17 protein-coding genes are annotated in these 15,919 nt (G+C 54.1%); 4 read left to right on the top strand and 13 right to left on the bottom strand.

Going from position 1 to position 15,919, the window contains the following annotated elements; all coding sequences use genetic code 11:
- Positions 1 to 6: 6 nt before the first annotated feature.
- Positions 7 to 990, bottom strand: a complete 984-nt coding sequence (locus AACU55_RS06430) for a DUF1852 domain-containing protein (RefSeq protein ID WP_134705250.1) — start codon at positions 988 to 990, stop codon at positions 7 to 9.
- 264 nt (positions 991 to 1,254) lie between these two features.
- Between AACU55_RS06430 and AACU55_RS06425 the strand changes: the two genes are divergently transcribed.
- Genes AACU55_RS06425 through AACU55_RS06415 form a run of 3 tightly spaced genes read left to right on the top strand, consistent with a single transcriptional unit; the run spans position 1,255 to position 2,682 of the window.
- Positions 1,255 to 1,590, top strand: a complete 336-nt coding sequence (locus AACU55_RS06425; RefSeq protein ID WP_134705249.1) for an antibiotic biosynthesis monooxygenase family protein — start codon at positions 1,255 to 1,257, stop codon at positions 1,588 to 1,590.
- A complete protein-coding gene (locus AACU55_RS06420; RefSeq protein ID WP_013577882.1) occupies positions 1,583 to 1,975 on the top strand; it encodes an amino acid-binding protein in 393 nt (130 codons plus the stop codon). Before AACU55_RS06425 ends, AACU55_RS06420 begins: the two co-directional genes overlap by 8 nt.
- Complete coding sequence (locus AACU55_RS06415) at positions 1,972 to 2,682, top strand: ArsR/SmtB family transcription factor (protein ID WP_134705248.1); 711 nt, start codon at positions 1,972 to 1,974, stop codon at positions 2,680 to 2,682. Before AACU55_RS06420 ends, AACU55_RS06415 begins: the two co-directional genes overlap by 4 nt.
- Before the next feature lie 47 nt (positions 2,683 to 2,729).
- Here AACU55_RS06415 and AACU55_RS06410 read toward each other — a convergent pair whose 3' ends face one another.
- The 8 genes from AACU55_RS06410 to AACU55_RS06375 all read right to left on the bottom strand — a co-directional run bounded on the left by AACU55_RS06410 (position 2,730) and on the right by AACU55_RS06375 (position 10,441).
- Positions 2,730 to 3,935 (bottom strand): MFS transporter, encoded by a 1,206-nt coding sequence (locus AACU55_RS06410; RefSeq protein ID WP_134705247.1) that lies wholly within the window; start codon positions 3,933 to 3,935, stop codon positions 2,730 to 2,732.
- A gap of 197 nt (positions 3,936 to 4,132) precedes the next feature.
- Positions 4,133 to 5,371: an L-fucose:H+ symporter permease gene (fucP, locus tag AACU55_RS06405; protein WP_013577879.1), complete on the bottom strand. Its 1,239-nt coding sequence runs from the start codon at positions 5,369 to 5,371 to the stop codon at positions 4,133 to 4,135.
- A 112-nt stretch (positions 5,372 to 5,483) separates the two neighbouring features.
- Positions 5,484 to 5,828, bottom strand: a complete 345-nt coding sequence (locus AACU55_RS06400) for an L-rhamnose mutarotase (protein ID WP_037033116.1) — start codon at positions 5,826 to 5,828, stop codon at positions 5,484 to 5,486.
- The gene (locus AACU55_RS06395) at positions 5,825 to 6,601 is read right to left on the bottom strand and encodes an SDR family oxidoreductase (protein WP_037033115.1); all 777 of its coding nucleotides are present in this window, start codon (positions 6,599 to 6,601) and stop codon (positions 5,825 to 5,827) included. Before AACU55_RS06395 ends, AACU55_RS06400 begins: the two co-directional genes overlap by 4 nt.
- A complete protein-coding gene (locus AACU55_RS06390; RefSeq protein ID WP_134705246.1) occupies positions 6,601 to 7,455 on the bottom strand; it encodes an amidohydrolase family protein in 855 nt (284 codons plus the stop codon). Before AACU55_RS06390 ends, AACU55_RS06395 begins: the two co-directional genes overlap by 1 nt.
- Positions 7,456 to 7,490: 35 nt before the next feature.
- Complete coding sequence (locus tag AACU55_RS06385; protein ID WP_037033113.1) at positions 7,491 to 8,768, bottom strand: L-fuconate dehydratase; 1,278 nt, start codon at positions 8,766 to 8,768, stop codon at positions 7,491 to 7,493.
- A 26-nt stretch (positions 8,769 to 8,794) separates the two neighbouring features.
- A complete protein-coding gene (locus tag AACU55_RS06380) occupies positions 8,795 to 9,637 on the bottom strand; it encodes a fumarylacetoacetate hydrolase family protein (protein WP_013577874.1) in 843 nt (280 codons plus the stop codon).
- A 63-nt stretch (positions 9,638 to 9,700) separates the two neighbouring features.
- Positions 9,701 to 10,441: an SDR family oxidoreductase gene (locus AACU55_RS06375; RefSeq protein WP_037033112.1), complete on the bottom strand. Its 741-nt coding sequence runs from the start codon at positions 10,439 to 10,441 to the stop codon at positions 9,701 to 9,703.
- A gap of 222 nt (positions 10,442 to 10,663) precedes the next feature.
- Here AACU55_RS06375 and AACU55_RS06370 point away from each other — a divergent pair, with 222 nt between their 5' ends.
- A complete protein-coding gene (locus tag AACU55_RS06370; RefSeq protein ID WP_112151518.1) occupies positions 10,664 to 11,425 on the top strand; it encodes a FadR/GntR family transcriptional regulator in 762 nt (253 codons plus the stop codon).
- A 29-nt stretch (positions 11,426 to 11,454) separates the two neighbouring features.
- Here AACU55_RS06370 and AACU55_RS06365 read toward each other — a convergent pair whose 3' ends face one another.
- The 4 genes from AACU55_RS06365 to AACU55_RS06350 form a co-directional block, all read right to left on the bottom strand.
- Entirely contained in the window at positions 11,455 to 11,604 is a 150-nt protein-coding gene (locus AACU55_RS06365; protein ID WP_013577871.1) for a DUF2474 domain-containing protein, read from the bottom strand.
- A 58-nt stretch (positions 11,605 to 11,662) separates the two neighbouring features.
- Positions 11,663 to 12,667, bottom strand: coding sequence for a cytochrome d ubiquinol oxidase subunit II (cydB, locus tag AACU55_RS06360; protein ID WP_134705245.1), 1,005 nt, complete (start codon positions 12,665 to 12,667; stop codon positions 11,663 to 11,665).
- Positions 12,660 to 14,093: a cytochrome ubiquinol oxidase subunit I gene (locus tag AACU55_RS06355; protein WP_013577869.1), complete on the bottom strand. Its 1,434-nt coding sequence runs from the start codon at positions 14,091 to 14,093 to the stop codon at positions 12,660 to 12,662. The genes cydB and AACU55_RS06355 overlap by 8 nt, the downstream gene beginning before the upstream one ends.
- A gap of 533 nt (positions 14,094 to 14,626) precedes the next feature.
- Complete coding sequence (locus AACU55_RS06350; protein ID WP_134705244.1) at positions 14,627 to 15,865, bottom strand: MFS transporter; 1,239 nt, start codon at positions 15,863 to 15,865, stop codon at positions 14,627 to 14,629.
- Positions 15,866 to 15,919: the final 54 nt, after the last annotated feature.

Below are 15,919 nucleotides of genomic sequence, written 5' to 3'. Positions count from 1 at the left end.
GGTTAATCAGAGAGCGGAATGGGCAGACCATTGTTCAAGAACAGTTTGGTAAGGTTTGATGAAGCATTCTTCAGTAAACTTCCCCTGCTCAATAGCCAGATGGCTACGCTCTTCCCGGTCATAAACAATACGGGTTAAAGAATAATCCTGGTAATTCAGGCTGGGTTGATATTGCAATCCTGCCGCAGAATTAGCATTGTAAATCTCAGGGCGATAAATCTTCTGAAAAGTCTCCATCGTGCTGATGGTGCTGATAAGCTCAAGATTAGTGTAATCACTGAGCAAATCGCCAGAAAAATAAAATGCCAGAGGCGCAACGCTGTTTTCAGGCATAAAATACCGCGCCCGTAATCCCATTTTTGCGAAATATTCATCAGTCAGGGAGAGTTCATCCTGCTGATATTCTACGCCTAATACAGGGTGTTTATTTCCCGTGCGATAGTAAGTGTTTTTGCTGGATACACTCAGGCAGATAACCGGTGTTTTAGTAAAGTTATCTTTGTAAGTCTCTGATTTTAAAAATTGTTTGAATATATTCCCATGTAATTCGCCAAAATTATCCGGCAGGCTAAATTCAGGTTGGTCCTTATTATGCTCTGGCAGTAAAACGCTAAAGTCATAATCACGCACATAGGAGGAAAAGTTATTTCCTAAAATGCCTGCAATGCGTTGGTGGGTTTTTTTATCAACGATAGTTGTTTTCAGTATTTCAATCACCGGGAAGCTGTCGGCCTTGCCTTCAGCATCAATATTCAACTGAGCAGTAATAATATCGAGTTCGACAGAATACCGGTCTTTATTAGGATTATCCCAGTGCGCCAGAGAATTGAAGCGATTATCGATCATCACTAAGGTGTTGCGCAGGTTTTCCTGGCGTTTTTCACCCCTTGCCAGATTGGCAAAATTGGTGGTAATACGCGTATTTTCCGAGGGGTTATAATTCTCGTCGAAACGGATGCTTTTAAGGGTAAATGTCAGTTTTTTATTCATTGTTATCAGGTGTCCCGGCTGCTGAAAAATCTACGTTATTTCAGTCGTTTTCATATTTTTAAGAGTGAATCGCGATGACTCTTTTATGCCTGAGTCATTGAGTGAAAAAAAGTGATTTAAATTCACTGAACATGAGACAAATTCATGATCATGCCTCCCCGGATGCCGTTCCTGCCCGCAGGTAACAGACACACTTCGGTGTTGACCGAAGCATCTGATTTTTGCCGGTAATAAGCTGAACGAAATTCATGAGGGAGCAGAACGATGATCGTAGTACTTTTTGAGGCAGATGCAGTACCCGAAGCGCGTGAGCGGTACCTTGAACTGGCGGCAGAACTGAAACCATTGTTATCGGACACGCCGGGATTTATTTCCATTGAGAGATTCCAGAGCCTGACCACGCCCGGAAAAATCCTTTCATTATCATGGTGGGAAGATGAAGAGTCGGTGGCAGGGTGGAAACAGAATCTGATGCATCTGGCCGCGCAGAAAGAGGGTAAACAGTCGATTTTTTCATTCTACAGAATACGCGTTGCCCGTGTATTTCGTGACTATTCTTCCGACAAGTCTTCCGGTAAAGGAGCGCATCAGCATGTATGACATTCACGTGATCCTCGACCATTCACCCGGTTCGCTGGCCTCCCTTGGCCGTATTCTGGGCATGAACGGTGTGGGGCTGGAGGGCGGCGGCGTATTTTCCACGGCAGAAGCGGGGCATGCGCATTTCCTGATAGAAGACGGTGAAAAAGCCCGTCAGGTTCTGACTGATGCTGGCTTTGACGTGAGAAAGCTGTCACGCCCGCTGATAAGAAAACTACCTCAGAAACAGCCGGGCGAGCTGGGCGAAATCGCCCAGACGCTCGCCCGGAATGGCATTAACATTCTGGTACAGTACAGCGACCACGATAACCGGCTTATTCTGCTGACGGATGACGATATCCGCGCGGCTGAAGTCACTCAACAATGGGCGATACCTTCTGCATGAATTTTCTTCAAACCGAATACGACAGTGAGCCGGATGAGTCTCTTGAAAAATCCATGTCACTGGTGGCTTCAGCAATATCTGACCCGTCAAGGGTCAGTATTTTGTGTGCCCTGATGGACGGACGCGCGTGGACCGCGACTGAACTCAGTGCGGTGGCGGGCATTGCCGCCTCCACAACCAGCGGTCATCTTACCCGGCTGCTCCGCAACGGGCTGGTGATTTGCCTGACGCAGGGGCGCCACCGGTATTACAGCCTGGCGGGCCACCATATCGCCGGATTGCTGGAAAACCTGATGGGGGTTTCCATGCATAACCACAAAACTTTTGCGTCGCGGACGCCGGTCGTTCTGCGTTATGCACGAACTTGTTATGACCATCTGGCCGGAGAGCTGGCGGTAAAAATCTACGATTTTCTGCTGCAGGAAAACTGGCTTGAAGCGGACGGTAACGCGCTGACTCCGGCCGGGAAAGCCCATTTTCAACGACTGGGCGCGGTGCTCAATCCGCGCCCGCGCCGCAAGGCTTGCTGCCCTTGCCTTGACTGGAGCGAAAGACGCTTCCATCTGGGAGGCGATGCAGGGCAGGCATTAATGACGCTTTTTCTGCAAAAAGCGTGGATATCCCGCACGCAGGGTTATCGTGAAGTGAGCGTCACCGACAGCGGCAGAATTGCCCTGAGCCGCCTGTTCGGTTTGAGTCTGGCCTGATCCCGCAGGCTATGTTTACGCTTGCTTCGCCCCGCGTGACCGACGACTTAGCTTGTCTCCATACAAGACTGTGTTGAAAGTAACGGGGCATATCGCCACCAGATCAGCAGCCCCGTCAGGGCGATAACGCTCAGAACGCTGAACGCCGTAGCGAACGAGTAATGACCTGCAATCATACCCGTCAGGGCCGGGCTCATGGCCGCGCCGACGCCCTGCATCAGCATCACCACGCTTTGGCCCGCGTTGACATGACCGTTTCCGCGCAGCAGCACCACAATAAAGCTCGGCACTACCACGCCCAGTACGCCAGCCGCGAAACCATCAAGTATTTGCACCGGCACCATCATTAAAGGGGCGGCGGAACTCGCCGCCAGCGCTGCCCGGACGGGCATGATCAGCAGCGCCAGCATAATCAGCCGCCAGTAGCCGACTCTGTCGATGCGCCCGGCGGTCCAGATTGCTACCGGGATCATCACCATCTGAGAAATAATCACGGTTGCGGCAGCGTACAGGCCGGGATTGACGGAGCCGGGCGCCGCAGCGATTCTCATGCTGAGCATCGGTAACAGCGCCGCATTGGCCAGATGAAACAGCAGCAGTGTCAGACCGGTGATCAGCAGCGGTTTATTTTGGGCCAGCACCGAGAAATCGGGGACCTGTGCGGATGAGCCAGACTCCAGCCCACGCGCGGCATCATCGTCTATATCGCTGCGGCGGATGCCCGTCAGTGCAATGAGCGTTAATAACATCGTGCAGGTCATGAGAATGAAAATACCGCCGATGCCCCAGTACCAGGCGATCCCTCCGGCAATCAGCGCGGTGATAAAATTCCCGGCATGGTTAAACGCCTCATTTTTACCCATCTGCGCGCTAAAGCCTTTTTGCCCGGTCAGACCCAGCGTGATCCCGGTGATCAGCGGACCGACAAAAGCAGCACATATTCCGCTCACGATCTGCGAAAACGCCACCACGGCATTTGCCTGACTGAGCCAGAGCAGCAGCGTCGTGCCGGTGATCAGCACGCACAGCAGCGCCAGAATCAGCCGCTTGTTTTTCGATGCATCAGTCATGAAGCCCGCAGGGAGCGTTGCCAGCAACCCTGCCACGCCGCCAGCGGTCATCAGCAAGCCGATATCATCGGGCTGCCAGTGGCGTTGTGTCAGAAAAATCCCCAGAAAGGGCCCAAGCCCGTCACGAACATCCGCAATAAAAAAACTGGTTAAACACAGTGCCTGCAATGAACGAATCGACATTTTTTTACCCTTCAGCGTTATTAACCAGCTTTATACGCGATGAAGTATAAACAGGATTTTCCCCTCCGGGATGACAGGAATGTTAAAACTCATGACGTAGTTTTCAGGGTTGCAACCCCTCCCCGACACCCGAAGGGTATTAAGGAGGGGCTGTGTAGTGAGGGGTAGCAGTCAGATTGTTTTGTATGACAACGTTCTCAGATCGCTGCTTTCGCCCGCTGTTTCACGGCATAAATCAGCACCACGGCGAAACATACCATCGGCAGGGCGTAAGAAACGGCGGTGTTGTAGTGGTCGGCAATCGCGCCCATCAGATACGGCATCACCGCGCCACCGACAATCGCCATGATCATCACCGAGCTGGCGCGTTTGGTTTGTTTGCCCATGTTCTTGACGCCCATCGCGAAAATGGTCGGGAACATGATCGACATAAAGAAGAAAATCGCCACCAGTGCAATCACCGAGACGTTATCAATACCGGCCACCACCACGCCGCACAGCACAATATTGATGATGGCGTAGACCACCAGCAGCGTGGCCGGGCGGACAAAGCCCATCAGCCAGGTGCTGAAGAAACGCCCGACCATAAAGCTGATCATGCCGACAGACAGCAGATACGACGCGTTCTGGTTCGACAGCGTGTGCCAGTGTTCGGTGGTGTAGTTAATGAAGAAGGCACCGACGCCAACCTGTGCCGCGACGTAGAAGAATTGTGCGATGACGCCGCCGGTGAAATGGCCGTGCTGCCACAATCCTTTCTCGATACCGTGATCTTCCGGAGCGCTTTGCTCGCGGATGTCCGGCAATTTTGTGCGTCCGAACAGGAAGGCAATCAGCAGCACTAACACGGCGATGGCGACGTAAGTGGTTTTCACCGAGGACAATCCGTCCGTCGTGGTGCCTTGTGTGGCGGAGAAGAACAGTGAACCACCGATAATCGGGCCGATGAACTGACCTAAACCGTTGAAGGACTGAGAAAGGTTCAGGCGGCGTTCGGCTCCGGCCGGATCGCCCAGCACGGTAGCGAACGGGTTAGCGGCGGTTTCGAGACAGCCCAGACCGAGGGCAATCACGAACAATGCGAACAGGAACATGCCGAAGCTGCCTGCGGAGGCGGCGGGCACGAACAACAGTGCGCCCAGGGCATACAGACACAGACCCACCAGGATCCCGGCTTTATAACCGAACCTGTCCATGAAGAAACCGGCGGGCAGGGCGATGATAAAATACGCCCCGAAATAGGCGGCCTGTAGCAGACCGGACTGGGCTTTATTGACGTGCAAAACGTCCTGGAAATGCTTATTCAGGACATCCAGCAGCCCGTAGGATAAACCCCACAGGAAAAACAGCGTGGTGACCAGTATGAACGCCAGTCGGAAACCGGACGTCGTTTTGCGCTGCGCATAAGCGGGCGCGGCAGTTTTATCGGCGAGCATGTTGTATTCCTCAGTATCTGGTGACGCATGTAGGGGTTCAGCTCAGGTGGCTGATTTTTTATGTCAGATAACGTGAAAAACGGTTTCTCCCTCATAGCAGGGAGATGTATAGCTATTTCTGATCAGCCAGCGAAAAAATCCTCTCCATTTCCACCCACTTTTCACCGGCGGGCGTCCACGGCGTTGGGCGCTGATACTTCCACATCAGGGCTTCCCATTCGCAGACTTTCGGATCCTCCAGACTGCGGCGTTCGAACAGTCCGCTGTCAAAATCTTCCGTGGTTTCCATCACCATCATCAGGCGGTTGCCCAGCCGGTAAATTTCCATGTCTGCGATGCCATAGCGGCGCAGGTGCGCGGTAATTTCCGGCCAGATTTCGCGGTGATAACGCTGATATTCTTCGATAAGCACCGGATCGTCCGCCAGATCCAGCGCCTGACAATAGCGGCGTTTCATGTTAAGGCCCGGTCGAGATGCATATAACCGCCGTCCACGGTCAGCCACTGGCCGGTGGTGTGCGAGGCGCGGGAAGACAGCAGGAACACCACGGTGTTGGCGATTTCCTGCGGCGTGGTCATACGCTGTCCCAGCGGAATATGCGAAGTGATTTGTTGCAGCTTTTCTTCGGGATGGTCGAAGCTTTTAATCCAGCGTTCGTAGAGCGGCGTCATGACTTCCGCCGGGATCACCGCGTTCACGCGGATACCGTCGCCCAGCAGCGCCGCTGCCCATTCGCGGGTCAGCGCCAGAATGCCGCCTTTGGCCGAAGCGTAACCGCTGGTGTTGCCTTGTCCGGTGAGTGCGGTTTTCGAGCTGATATTGACGATAGCTCCCCGGCTGGCGCGCAGGGCGTTCAGGCTCAGGTGCGCCATCAGGTAATAGTGGATCAGATTCTGCTCGAGCGACTGCACAAAGGCTTCGCGACCGGCATCCAGCCCGACGCTGTCGTTGGCACCGGCGTTATTCACCAGCCCGTCGATACTGCCGTAGCGGGTATGCACCTCATTCACCGCCGCCTTGCAACTGGCTTCGTCGCGCAGTTCAGTCAGTACAAAACTGGCCTGTGGCGAAAGCTGTTGCAGTTTATGCATCAGTTCATTGGCCGGTTCGGTATTGCTGATGATCACCGGAACCGCGCCTTCTTCCGCCAGCGTCAGCGAAATCGCCGCGCCGATACCGGAACCGCCGCCGGTGACCATCACCACTTTATTTTGCAGATGCAGATTCATCAGTCATTTCCTGTAATCGGTAAAGGCTGTAATCGGTAAATCGTGCAGGCATTGCCGCCATAAATGGCTGCCTGCTCGTCAGAACTGAGTGAGGCCGTGGCCTGTTCACATAAATCCCACGGATTTTCATCCCCGTCTGCCAGTAAACATACCGGCCAGTCGGAACCAAACATCAGGCGTCCGGCACCGAAAACGTCCAGTGCGGCCTCAAAATACGGCAACAGATCGCGGGCTGACATGCCTGCCGGACGCGGCTCGGTCAGCAACCCGGAGAGCTTGCAACTGACGTGTTTTAACGCCGCCAGCGGTGCAATCTGCTGCTTCCAGTACGCCGCCCCCAGGCTGAGATCCGGCTTGCCGAAGTGATCGAGCACCAGAAAATAGTCATCATGACGTTCGGCAAATTTTATGGCGTCAGTCAGATGGCGATGCGTCACCAGAATTTCATAGACATAGTCCTGCCGCTGAATCTGGCGAATACCGGCATTGATCGCCTGATCTTCCAGCCACTGCGCAGGTGAAGACTCGTCCTGAACCTGATGACGAAAGCCGCGCAGCAGCGGGTGTGAAATAGCCTCCAGATCCCGTTGCAGCGCGGGTGACGACAGATCCACCCAGCCGGTCACGGCATGCACAAAGTCGGTGTGCTCTGCGATCTCCAGCAGCCAGCGGGTTTCCTGCACAGAGGAACAGGCCTGAACCAGAACCGTGCCCTGAATATCGTGACGTTGTAACGCAGGCCGCAATATCTCCGGCAATAAATCCTGTTTCAGCACCGCCATGTCATCGCCTATCCAGCGGTAATCCTGCGGGGTGTAGCGCCAGAAATGCTGGTGGCTGTCGATTCGCATCATCGGCGTTCTCCTTGCTGCTTTTTCGATCATTAAGGTCAGGCGTGATGGCGGTATCTTTCGATCGACGCCTGATGCATCTCAATGGAGAATCCCGGTGCCTGCGGCGGCATATAGGCCGCGCCCCGGACGTCGCACGGATGCACAAAATGCTCGTGAAGATGGTCAACGTATTCGATGACGCGACCTTCGTGCGTACCTGCGATGCACAGATAATCAATCATCGACAGATGCTGCACGTATTCGCACAGGCCGACGCCGCCCGCGTGCGGACACACCGGCAGATTGTATTTGGCCGCCATCAGCATCACCGCCAGCACTTCGTTGACGCCGCCCATGCGGCAGGCATCAATCTGCACCACGTCGATGGCTTCGCGCATAATGAACTGCTTGAACATGATGCGGTTCTGGCACATTTCGCCGGTGGCGACTTTAACCGGTGCAACGCCCTGACGGATTTTGCGGTGGCCTTCGATGTCGTCCGGGCTGGTCGGTTCTTCGATAAACCAGGGGTTGGCAAAGGCGAGGGCGTTCACCCAGGGGATGGCGTCGTTGGTTTCCCATACCTGATTGGCGTCGATCATCAGTTTGCGGTCCGGGCCGATCACTTCGCGGGCGATGCGCACACGGCGGATGTCGTCTTCCAGGTCGCGCCCGACTTTTAGTTTCAGATAATCGAAACCGGCGTCGACCGCTTCCTGACATAAACGGCGAAGTTTATCGTCGGGATAGCCGAGCCAGCCCGCTGACGTGGTGTAGCACGGGTAGCCTTCCGCCAGCAGTTTCTCCGTGCGCCGGGGTTTGTTGTCGGCACGTTGCTGCAATAAGGCCAGCGCTTCCTGCGGCGTGATGCAGTCCGTGATGTAACGAAAATCGATGCAGCGCACCAGCTCTTCCGGCGACATATCGGCGACCAGTTTCCACAGCGGTTTACCGGCGGCTTTGCTCCATAAATCCCACACCGCGTTAACCACCGCGCCGGTCGCCAGGTGGATTGCGCCTTTGTCAGGACCAATCCAGCGCAACTGGCTGTCGCTGGTGAAATCGCGCCAGAACTGGCCCATATCGGCGGTAATGCCCGCCAGTTCGCGGCCCACGATCAGATGTTCCAGCGCTTTAATCGCCGCACAGCAGATTTCATTGCCGCGCCCGATGGTGAAGGTCAGGCCGTGGCCTTTCAGCGCCGGAGTGTCAGTGTCTAAAATCACATACGCAGCGGAATAATCCGGATCCGGGTTCATGGCATCCGAACCGTCCAGCGCCAGCGAGGTCGGGAAACGCACATCTTCAACACGTAAAGCGGTAATCGTTGTCATCGCAAAATTCCTTTAGCTGTAAAGGGTTATGCCTGCACTGTCTTCTGGCGCTGCTCACCCAAACCTTCAATCCCAAGCCGCATCACCTGACCGGCTTTCAGGTACACCGGCGGTTTTTGCCCCAGTCCGACGCCCGGCGGTGTGCCGGTAGAAATGATGTCACCGGGTTGCAGGCTCATGAAGCGGCTGAGATAACTGATGATTTCTGGGATCTGGAAAATCATGGTGCGCGTATTGCCGTTCTGCCAGCGCTTGCCGTCAACTTCCAGCCACAGATTCAACTGGTGCGGGTCAGGGATTTCATCCGCTGTCACCAGCCACGGACCGGTCGGGCCGAATGTGTCGCAGCCTTTACCTTTGTCCCAGGTGCCGCCGCGTTCAATCTGGAATTCGCGCTCAGAGACATCGTTGATCACGCAGTAACCGGCGACGTGCGACATCGCATCGGCTTCGCTGATATAGCGCCCGCCGGTGCCGATCACCACACCGAGTTCCACTTCCCAGTCGGTTTTGACAGAATCACGCGGGATCTCCACGTCGTCATTTGGCCCGACCATCGCGCTGGTCCATTTGCTGAAAACCACCGGTTCTTTCGGGATCTCCGCGCCAGTTTCGGCGGCGTGGTCGGCGTAATTGAGGCCGATACAGATAAATTTCCCCACCTTGCCGACACAGGCACCCAGACGTGGTTCACCGCCGACCAGTGGCAGCGTGTGCGGATCGAGCTGGCGCAGTTTATCCAGCGTTTCAGGCTGCAGAAATTCGCCGCTGATGTCGGCAATATGTGCGCTGAGATCCCGCAACGTGCCGTTGTCATCCAGCAGGCCGGGGCGCTCAGAACCTGCGTTGCCGTAACGTAATAATTTCATGGGGCAGTGTCCTTCTGTGAAAGTCAGATCGGTGAAAATCAAATGTTTAAAGCCGCTGGCGTGTCAGTTGCTCCAGCCGCCGTCAATAATTTGAACCGTGCCGGTGGTGTATGAACTGGCGTCGGAAGCCAGATACAGCGCAAGCTGGGCGATTTCTTCGGTTTTACCGATGCGCCCGATCGGCTGGCGGGAAACAAACGCCGCATACACCTCGGCTTCGCTGCGGCCTTCGGCCTTTGCCTGTGCCGCGATGCGCTGGCGCAGGGACGGCGATTCCACCGTGCCCGGACAAATCGCGTTACAGCGAATGCCGCGGGTGACGTAATCCGCGGCAACAGAACGGGTCAGACCAATCACGGCCGCTTTTGAAGCGCTGTAAGCAAAGCGGTTCGGCACACCTTTGATGCTGGAGGCGACGGAAGACATGTTGATCACTGAACCGTGGTTGCGCTCAAGCATGGCGGGCAGAAAAGCGCGGATCATGCGGAACATCGCGGTGACGTTAAGATCGAGCGCAAACTGCCATTCGCGTTCGGTGCAGGTCAGGATATCGCCGCTGTGCACCACGCCAGCGCAGTTGAACAGCACATCGAGCGCGCCGGTTTCTTCTGCCAGCGCAACAATCGCCTGCGGGTCGGTCACATCAAGCAGGCGCGGGGTGATGCCGGGAATATTGTGTAATGCGTCGATGTTGATGTCGGTGGCAATCACCTCTGCGCCTTCACGGGCAAACAGCGTGGCGGTGTTGAAACCGATGCCTTGTCCGGCGGCGGTGATCAGAACTTTTTTCCCGGCCAGGTTCATAACTATTCTCCCTAAAAGGTGCTTTAAAGGCCTAATGGTCAGGCCATTGGAGGTGAAAAAAACGCGTTAAACGCAGTGCTTTTTGTTAAGATGTTCGGCAAGCTTCTGCTTAAAACGCCATTTCGGTTAACCAATTTTTTACATGTATAAAACAAATCAGCAAGATTTTTGTCCGGAAAATGCTAGCTGAATCACTTAATGAGAATTGACCTCAGGTGTCCGATGCCGATAAAAAAATTAGAAAATCCCAGAATATACAGGCAGATAGCTGACCAGCTTAAAACGTTAATTGATAACAAAGAATTTCCGCCCGGCAGTCGTCTTCCGGCCGAGCGTGAACTGGCGAGTCAGCTACAGGTCAGCCGCGCGTCGGTGCGTGAGGCGCTGATTGCGCTGGAAGTGATCGGGCTGGTGGATGTGCGGGTGGGAAACGGCGTGATTGTCCGTCAGCAACCTGCCGTTCCGGCCACGCCTTCGCAGGAGCCGGTGATGTCGCAGGCGGGGCGTAATCAGTGGGCGGATGTGGATGATGAGCTGAATATTGAGCTGGATTTTACGGCTGAACTGCCGCCGTTTTCGCTGTTGCAAACCCGTCGTCTGATAGAGCCGGAAACCGCCGCGCTGGCGGCAAGAAATGCCACTGACGCCGAACTTGCGGCGATCAGGCAGGCATATGAACAAAACTGTCGCGATAACCGCAATGGCTCGGCAACGCATCCCGGCGACCGGTTGTTCCATATCCGTATTGCGCAGGCCAGCGGAAATCCGGCTTATGCCTTCATCATCGCCCATCTGCTCGGCCACCGTTATGGCACCATGTTCCGCAGCCTGCAATTACACTACACGCCGCAGGACATGCCGCACCGTTCTGAGATTGAGCACCTCGAGATCCTGACAGCGCTGGAGGCCCGTGACAGTCGTGCAGCGAAGAAGGCAATGAAGGAACATCTGGATGCGGTGATTAAGATTTTCGGGCAAGGGTGACAACGGTCGCTGCATCTGACATCGCATTTTTAATGCGACTTCATTCCGGCTGCCGTCATCATCATTCTGAATAAGAATGCCACCACGGCCAGTGATAAAACACTCAATGAATAAATGACGATCAGCCAGACGACGCGTTTCCAGAAGGGCTTCTTACTATTAACGGTCATATCCTGCATCAGGAACCTCCGGTGATAACCGGGCGAAATGCGGTCATTTCGCCCGATACTGTTGCGATCAATGGTAGCCTTCGTTTTCCCTGATTTTCCCCCGGAAGACGTAATAGCTCCAGAAGGTATAAATCAGGATCACGGGGATGATGAACACCGCGCCAACCAGCATAAATGCCAGGCTTTTCTCTGACGATGCCGCATCCCAAATCGAGATGGCCGGCGGAATAATATTCGGCCAGATGCTGATCCCAAGCCCCGAAAATCCGAGGAAAATCAGCGCGAGAGTCAGCAGAAACGGCATATAGTGCGCGTGACTTTTTATCGCCCGCAAAATTCCCCAGGTACAGGCTAAGACCAGTACCGGCACCGGCAGAAAGGCGATCAGATTCGGCATGCTGAACCAGCGATGCGCAATATCGGCATGGGTCAGCGGCGTCCAGATACTGATCACACCGGTGATCGCCAGCAGCGTTATCACCAGGGGTTTAGCCAGACGGCACATCTTCTGATGCAGGGCATTTTCCGTTTTCATGATTAACCATGTACAGCCCAGCAGCGCGTAGGCGACCACCAGCCCGATACCACAAAAAATAGGGAAGGGGGCCAGCCAGCTTATTGCGGAGCCGGTAAACGTTCTGCCTGTCACCTCAAAGCCATTAAGCACTGCGCCGACCGCAACGCCCTGACTGAAGGTGGCCACGATGGAACCGGTAATGAACGATTTGTCCCAGAACGGACGGTGCTTTTCGGTCGCCTTGAAGCGAAATTCAAACGCCACGCCGCGAAAAATCAGACCGAAAAGCATCAGGGTTAACGGAATGGTGAGTGCATCGGTGATCACCGAATAGGCCAGCGGGAAAGCGCCGTATAAGGCCGCGCCGCCCAGTACCAGCCAGGTTTCATTACCGTCCCACACCGGTGCAACGGTGTTGACCATCATGTCGCGTTCGGTTTTGTCTTTATTGAACGGGAATAAAATACCGATACCCAGATCAAAGCCATCCATTACGATGTACATCAGGTTCGCAAATACGATAATTCCAAACCATATAATAGTGTAATCAATCATATTTTTTACTTCCCTCAGGATTGCTCAGCCCTTCCTGCGCCGCAGACAGCGGACGCGCCGGTGTGTTTGGCTTACCTGGCCCGCCGTGAGAAACCTCATCACCTTCACCTGTCACCGGCCCTTTTTTGATAAGACGCATCATGTAAACGTAGCCAATACCAAACACGGATGAGTACACCAGCAGGAAAGCTAACAGGCTGAGGCTCATGTGCATTTCACCGTGCGCGGAGACGGCATCGCGGGTGCGCTGAACGCCATAAACCACCCACGGCTGACGGCCAATTTCAGTAGTAAACCAGCCCGCAAGCAGGGCAATCAGACCGGAAGGTCCCATCAGCAGCGTGAACCAAAGGAACGGGCGGGACTGATAAAGCCGTTTTTTATAACGCAGCCACACACCCAGCACGCCTGCCGTGATCATCAGCAGACCGAGCGCGACCATGATGCGGAAAGACCAGAAAACTACCGGCGAATAGGGACGATCTTCTTTCGGAAAATCCTTCAGCGCGGGCACCTGTTTTTGCAGGCTATGTGTCAGGATCAGACTGCCCAGATAAGGGATCTCCAGCGCATATTTCGTGCGTTCCTGCTCCATATCCGGGACGCCAAAAAGAATTAACGGTGTGGCTTCTCCGGGCGGATTTTCCCAGTGCCCTTCAATGGCCGCAATTTTGGCGGGCTGATATTCCAGCGTATTCAGGCCGTGGGCGTCACCGACCATTGCCTGAATGGGGGCGACGATCAGCGCCATCCACAATGCCATGGAAAACATTTTCCGAACCGCTGGCGTATCGTTGCCGCGAAGCAGGTGCCAGGCACCGGAAGCCCCCACAAAGAACGCACTGGCGAGGAAAGCCGCGATGGACATATGGAACAGACGATAAGGAAATGACGGGTTAAAAATGACTTTAAACCAGTCCGTCGGCACCACGACGCCATTGACAATTTCATAGCCCTGCGGAGTATGCATCCAGCTGTTCGATGCCAGGATCCAAAAGGTGGAGATAAGCGTGCCCAGCGCCACCATACAGGTCGCAAAGAAATGCAGGCCAGGCCCCACCCGGTTCCAGCCAAACAACATCACGCCCAGAAAACCGGCTTCGAGGAAAAATGCGGTCAGCACTTCATAGGTCAGTAAAGGGCCGGTAATGCTACCGGCAAATTGCGAGAATCCGCTCCAGTTGGTGCCGAACTGATAGGCCATCACCAGACCTGACACGACCCCCATACCAAAGTTAACAGCAAAAATTTTGGACCAGAAATGATACAGATCCCGGTAACTGCGGTTGCCGGTTTTCAGCCACATCCCTTCAAGCACCGCAAGAAAACTGGCCAGCCCGATCGTAATGGCAGGAAATATGATGTGAAAAGACACGGTGAATGCGAATTGTATTCTTGCCAGGTGAAAAGCATCTAATCCAAACATTGCTGACATCCCCTATGGAGAAAGTGGGACACGTTAATTAAAATTAACATACAGAGTACACTTGTGATTTATACGTGATTAAGATGAAAGGATTGTGCACTGATATTATTTTGCGGGGTAGATACAGTTTGGTGAAAATACACTATAACAGTTCAGGTTGTTTTCATTTTTATCATTAAAATTCAATGGTTTATTTGTTGTTTTTTTCGTGCAGCGGAATTTATGTTATTTCCCGCCTGCGCATGATAAAAATTAAAAACATTGTCGCCAGCATGGTATAGTTTATTGATTTTTAAGGTTTTATATTTCACCTGTATTTTTTACTCCGCCGGGAGTAAATGTTATCCCTAAAACGTATATTCAATTTTAATAAAACTGTTATAGCTCAATCCGGTTCGGGGAAATGAACCGGAAATAGTTTTAACATGATGATAAATTGAGTATTCGGATATGATGGTAACAATGTTTGTGTGGAATTAATTTTAGCTGTTTTTAGGAATTTACTGAATGATCATCAGCGTATTTCCCTGACGCTATTCGTGCTGAAGGGACGGGGTTTCTGCGCCGTCACCGGACAGGCCAACCCTGACGCACAAGGCAATGATCAGCGCAGCACTTAACATCACAATACCTGCCGTGATAAATACCCCGGAGATCCCACCCAGTCCGAACATGACGCCTCCCAGTGCCGCACCGGCCGCGATAGAAGATTGCACGGCAGCCACCACCATGCCTCCTGCGCTCTCAGCCTGATCGGGCACCGAGCGGGTTACCCAGTTTGACCAGGCGACAGGTACACCGCCGAATGCCAGCCCCCACAGCAAAACCAGCAGAGTGAGTCCGGTAATCTGAACGGGCAGTAATATCATCCCCAGCGCCGCGATACCGACTAAACAAGGCATCACAATCAGCGTCAGGCGAAGGCTGTAAGTCATTATCCATCCGGCCAGCAATGTGCCCGCAAAATTTGCCACTCCGAATCCGAGCAATAGCAGGGCCAGTCCGCCCGCATCTACATGACTCACGCTTTCCAGAGAAGGGCGAATATACGTAAACAGGGCATACTGGCCGGTATGTGCCAGCACGCAGCCGGACATCCCCGTGGCAATGCCGGGACGGCGCAGCAATGTTAAGACTGATGCTATATGTGTAACCTGACGGGGCGCCATGCGCGGCAATGTGAGCCACTGAAAAGCAAGAGTGACTCCTCCCACCAGAGCCGCGGCAATGAACGCGCTGCGCCAGCCATAGAGTTCACCGAGAAAGCTTCCCAGCGGCACGGAAACGACGGTTCCCACCGCAATACCACTGAAGATAACCGACAGTGCCCGCGGCACGAGTTTCTCCGGAACCAGCCGCATCGCAACCGCTGCGGCCATACTCCAGAATCCGCCCAGCGCGACGCCAAGCAGGATCCGCATCACCAGCAACACGGCAAGGCTGGAGGAAAGGGCGACCAGCAGGTTTGAGGCGATCATCAGCACAGTAAAACTTAACAGAACGGTTCTGCGGTCAAGCTTACGGGTCAGGCCCGGTACCAGCAGTCCGGCGAACAGCGCGATCACCGCGGTGACCGTCACCGCCTGACCGGCTAATGCTTCTGTCACCTGCAGGTCTGAGGCCATGGGCGTTAACAGGCTGGCTGGCAGGTATTCTGCTGTTAACAAACCGAACACGCCCATGGTGAGGGAGAAGACTGCCATCCATGCTGGCGGAGCCTGTTGCACATCTTGTTGGGTCGCGGGCGCAGAGCCCTCTGTTTTATGATTCATTTCAAATGTTCCTGAAGATTAACGTAGCGCAGAGTCTAGGCAGGATGGTTGAGA

Source organism: Rahnella sp. CJA17(1/100), assembly GCF_963881615.1.
GTDB classification, from domain to species: domain Bacteria; phylum Pseudomonadota; class Gammaproteobacteria; order Enterobacterales; family Enterobacteriaceae; genus Rahnella; species Rahnella aceris.
This window is presented reverse-complemented; position numbering and strand designations above follow the sequence as displayed.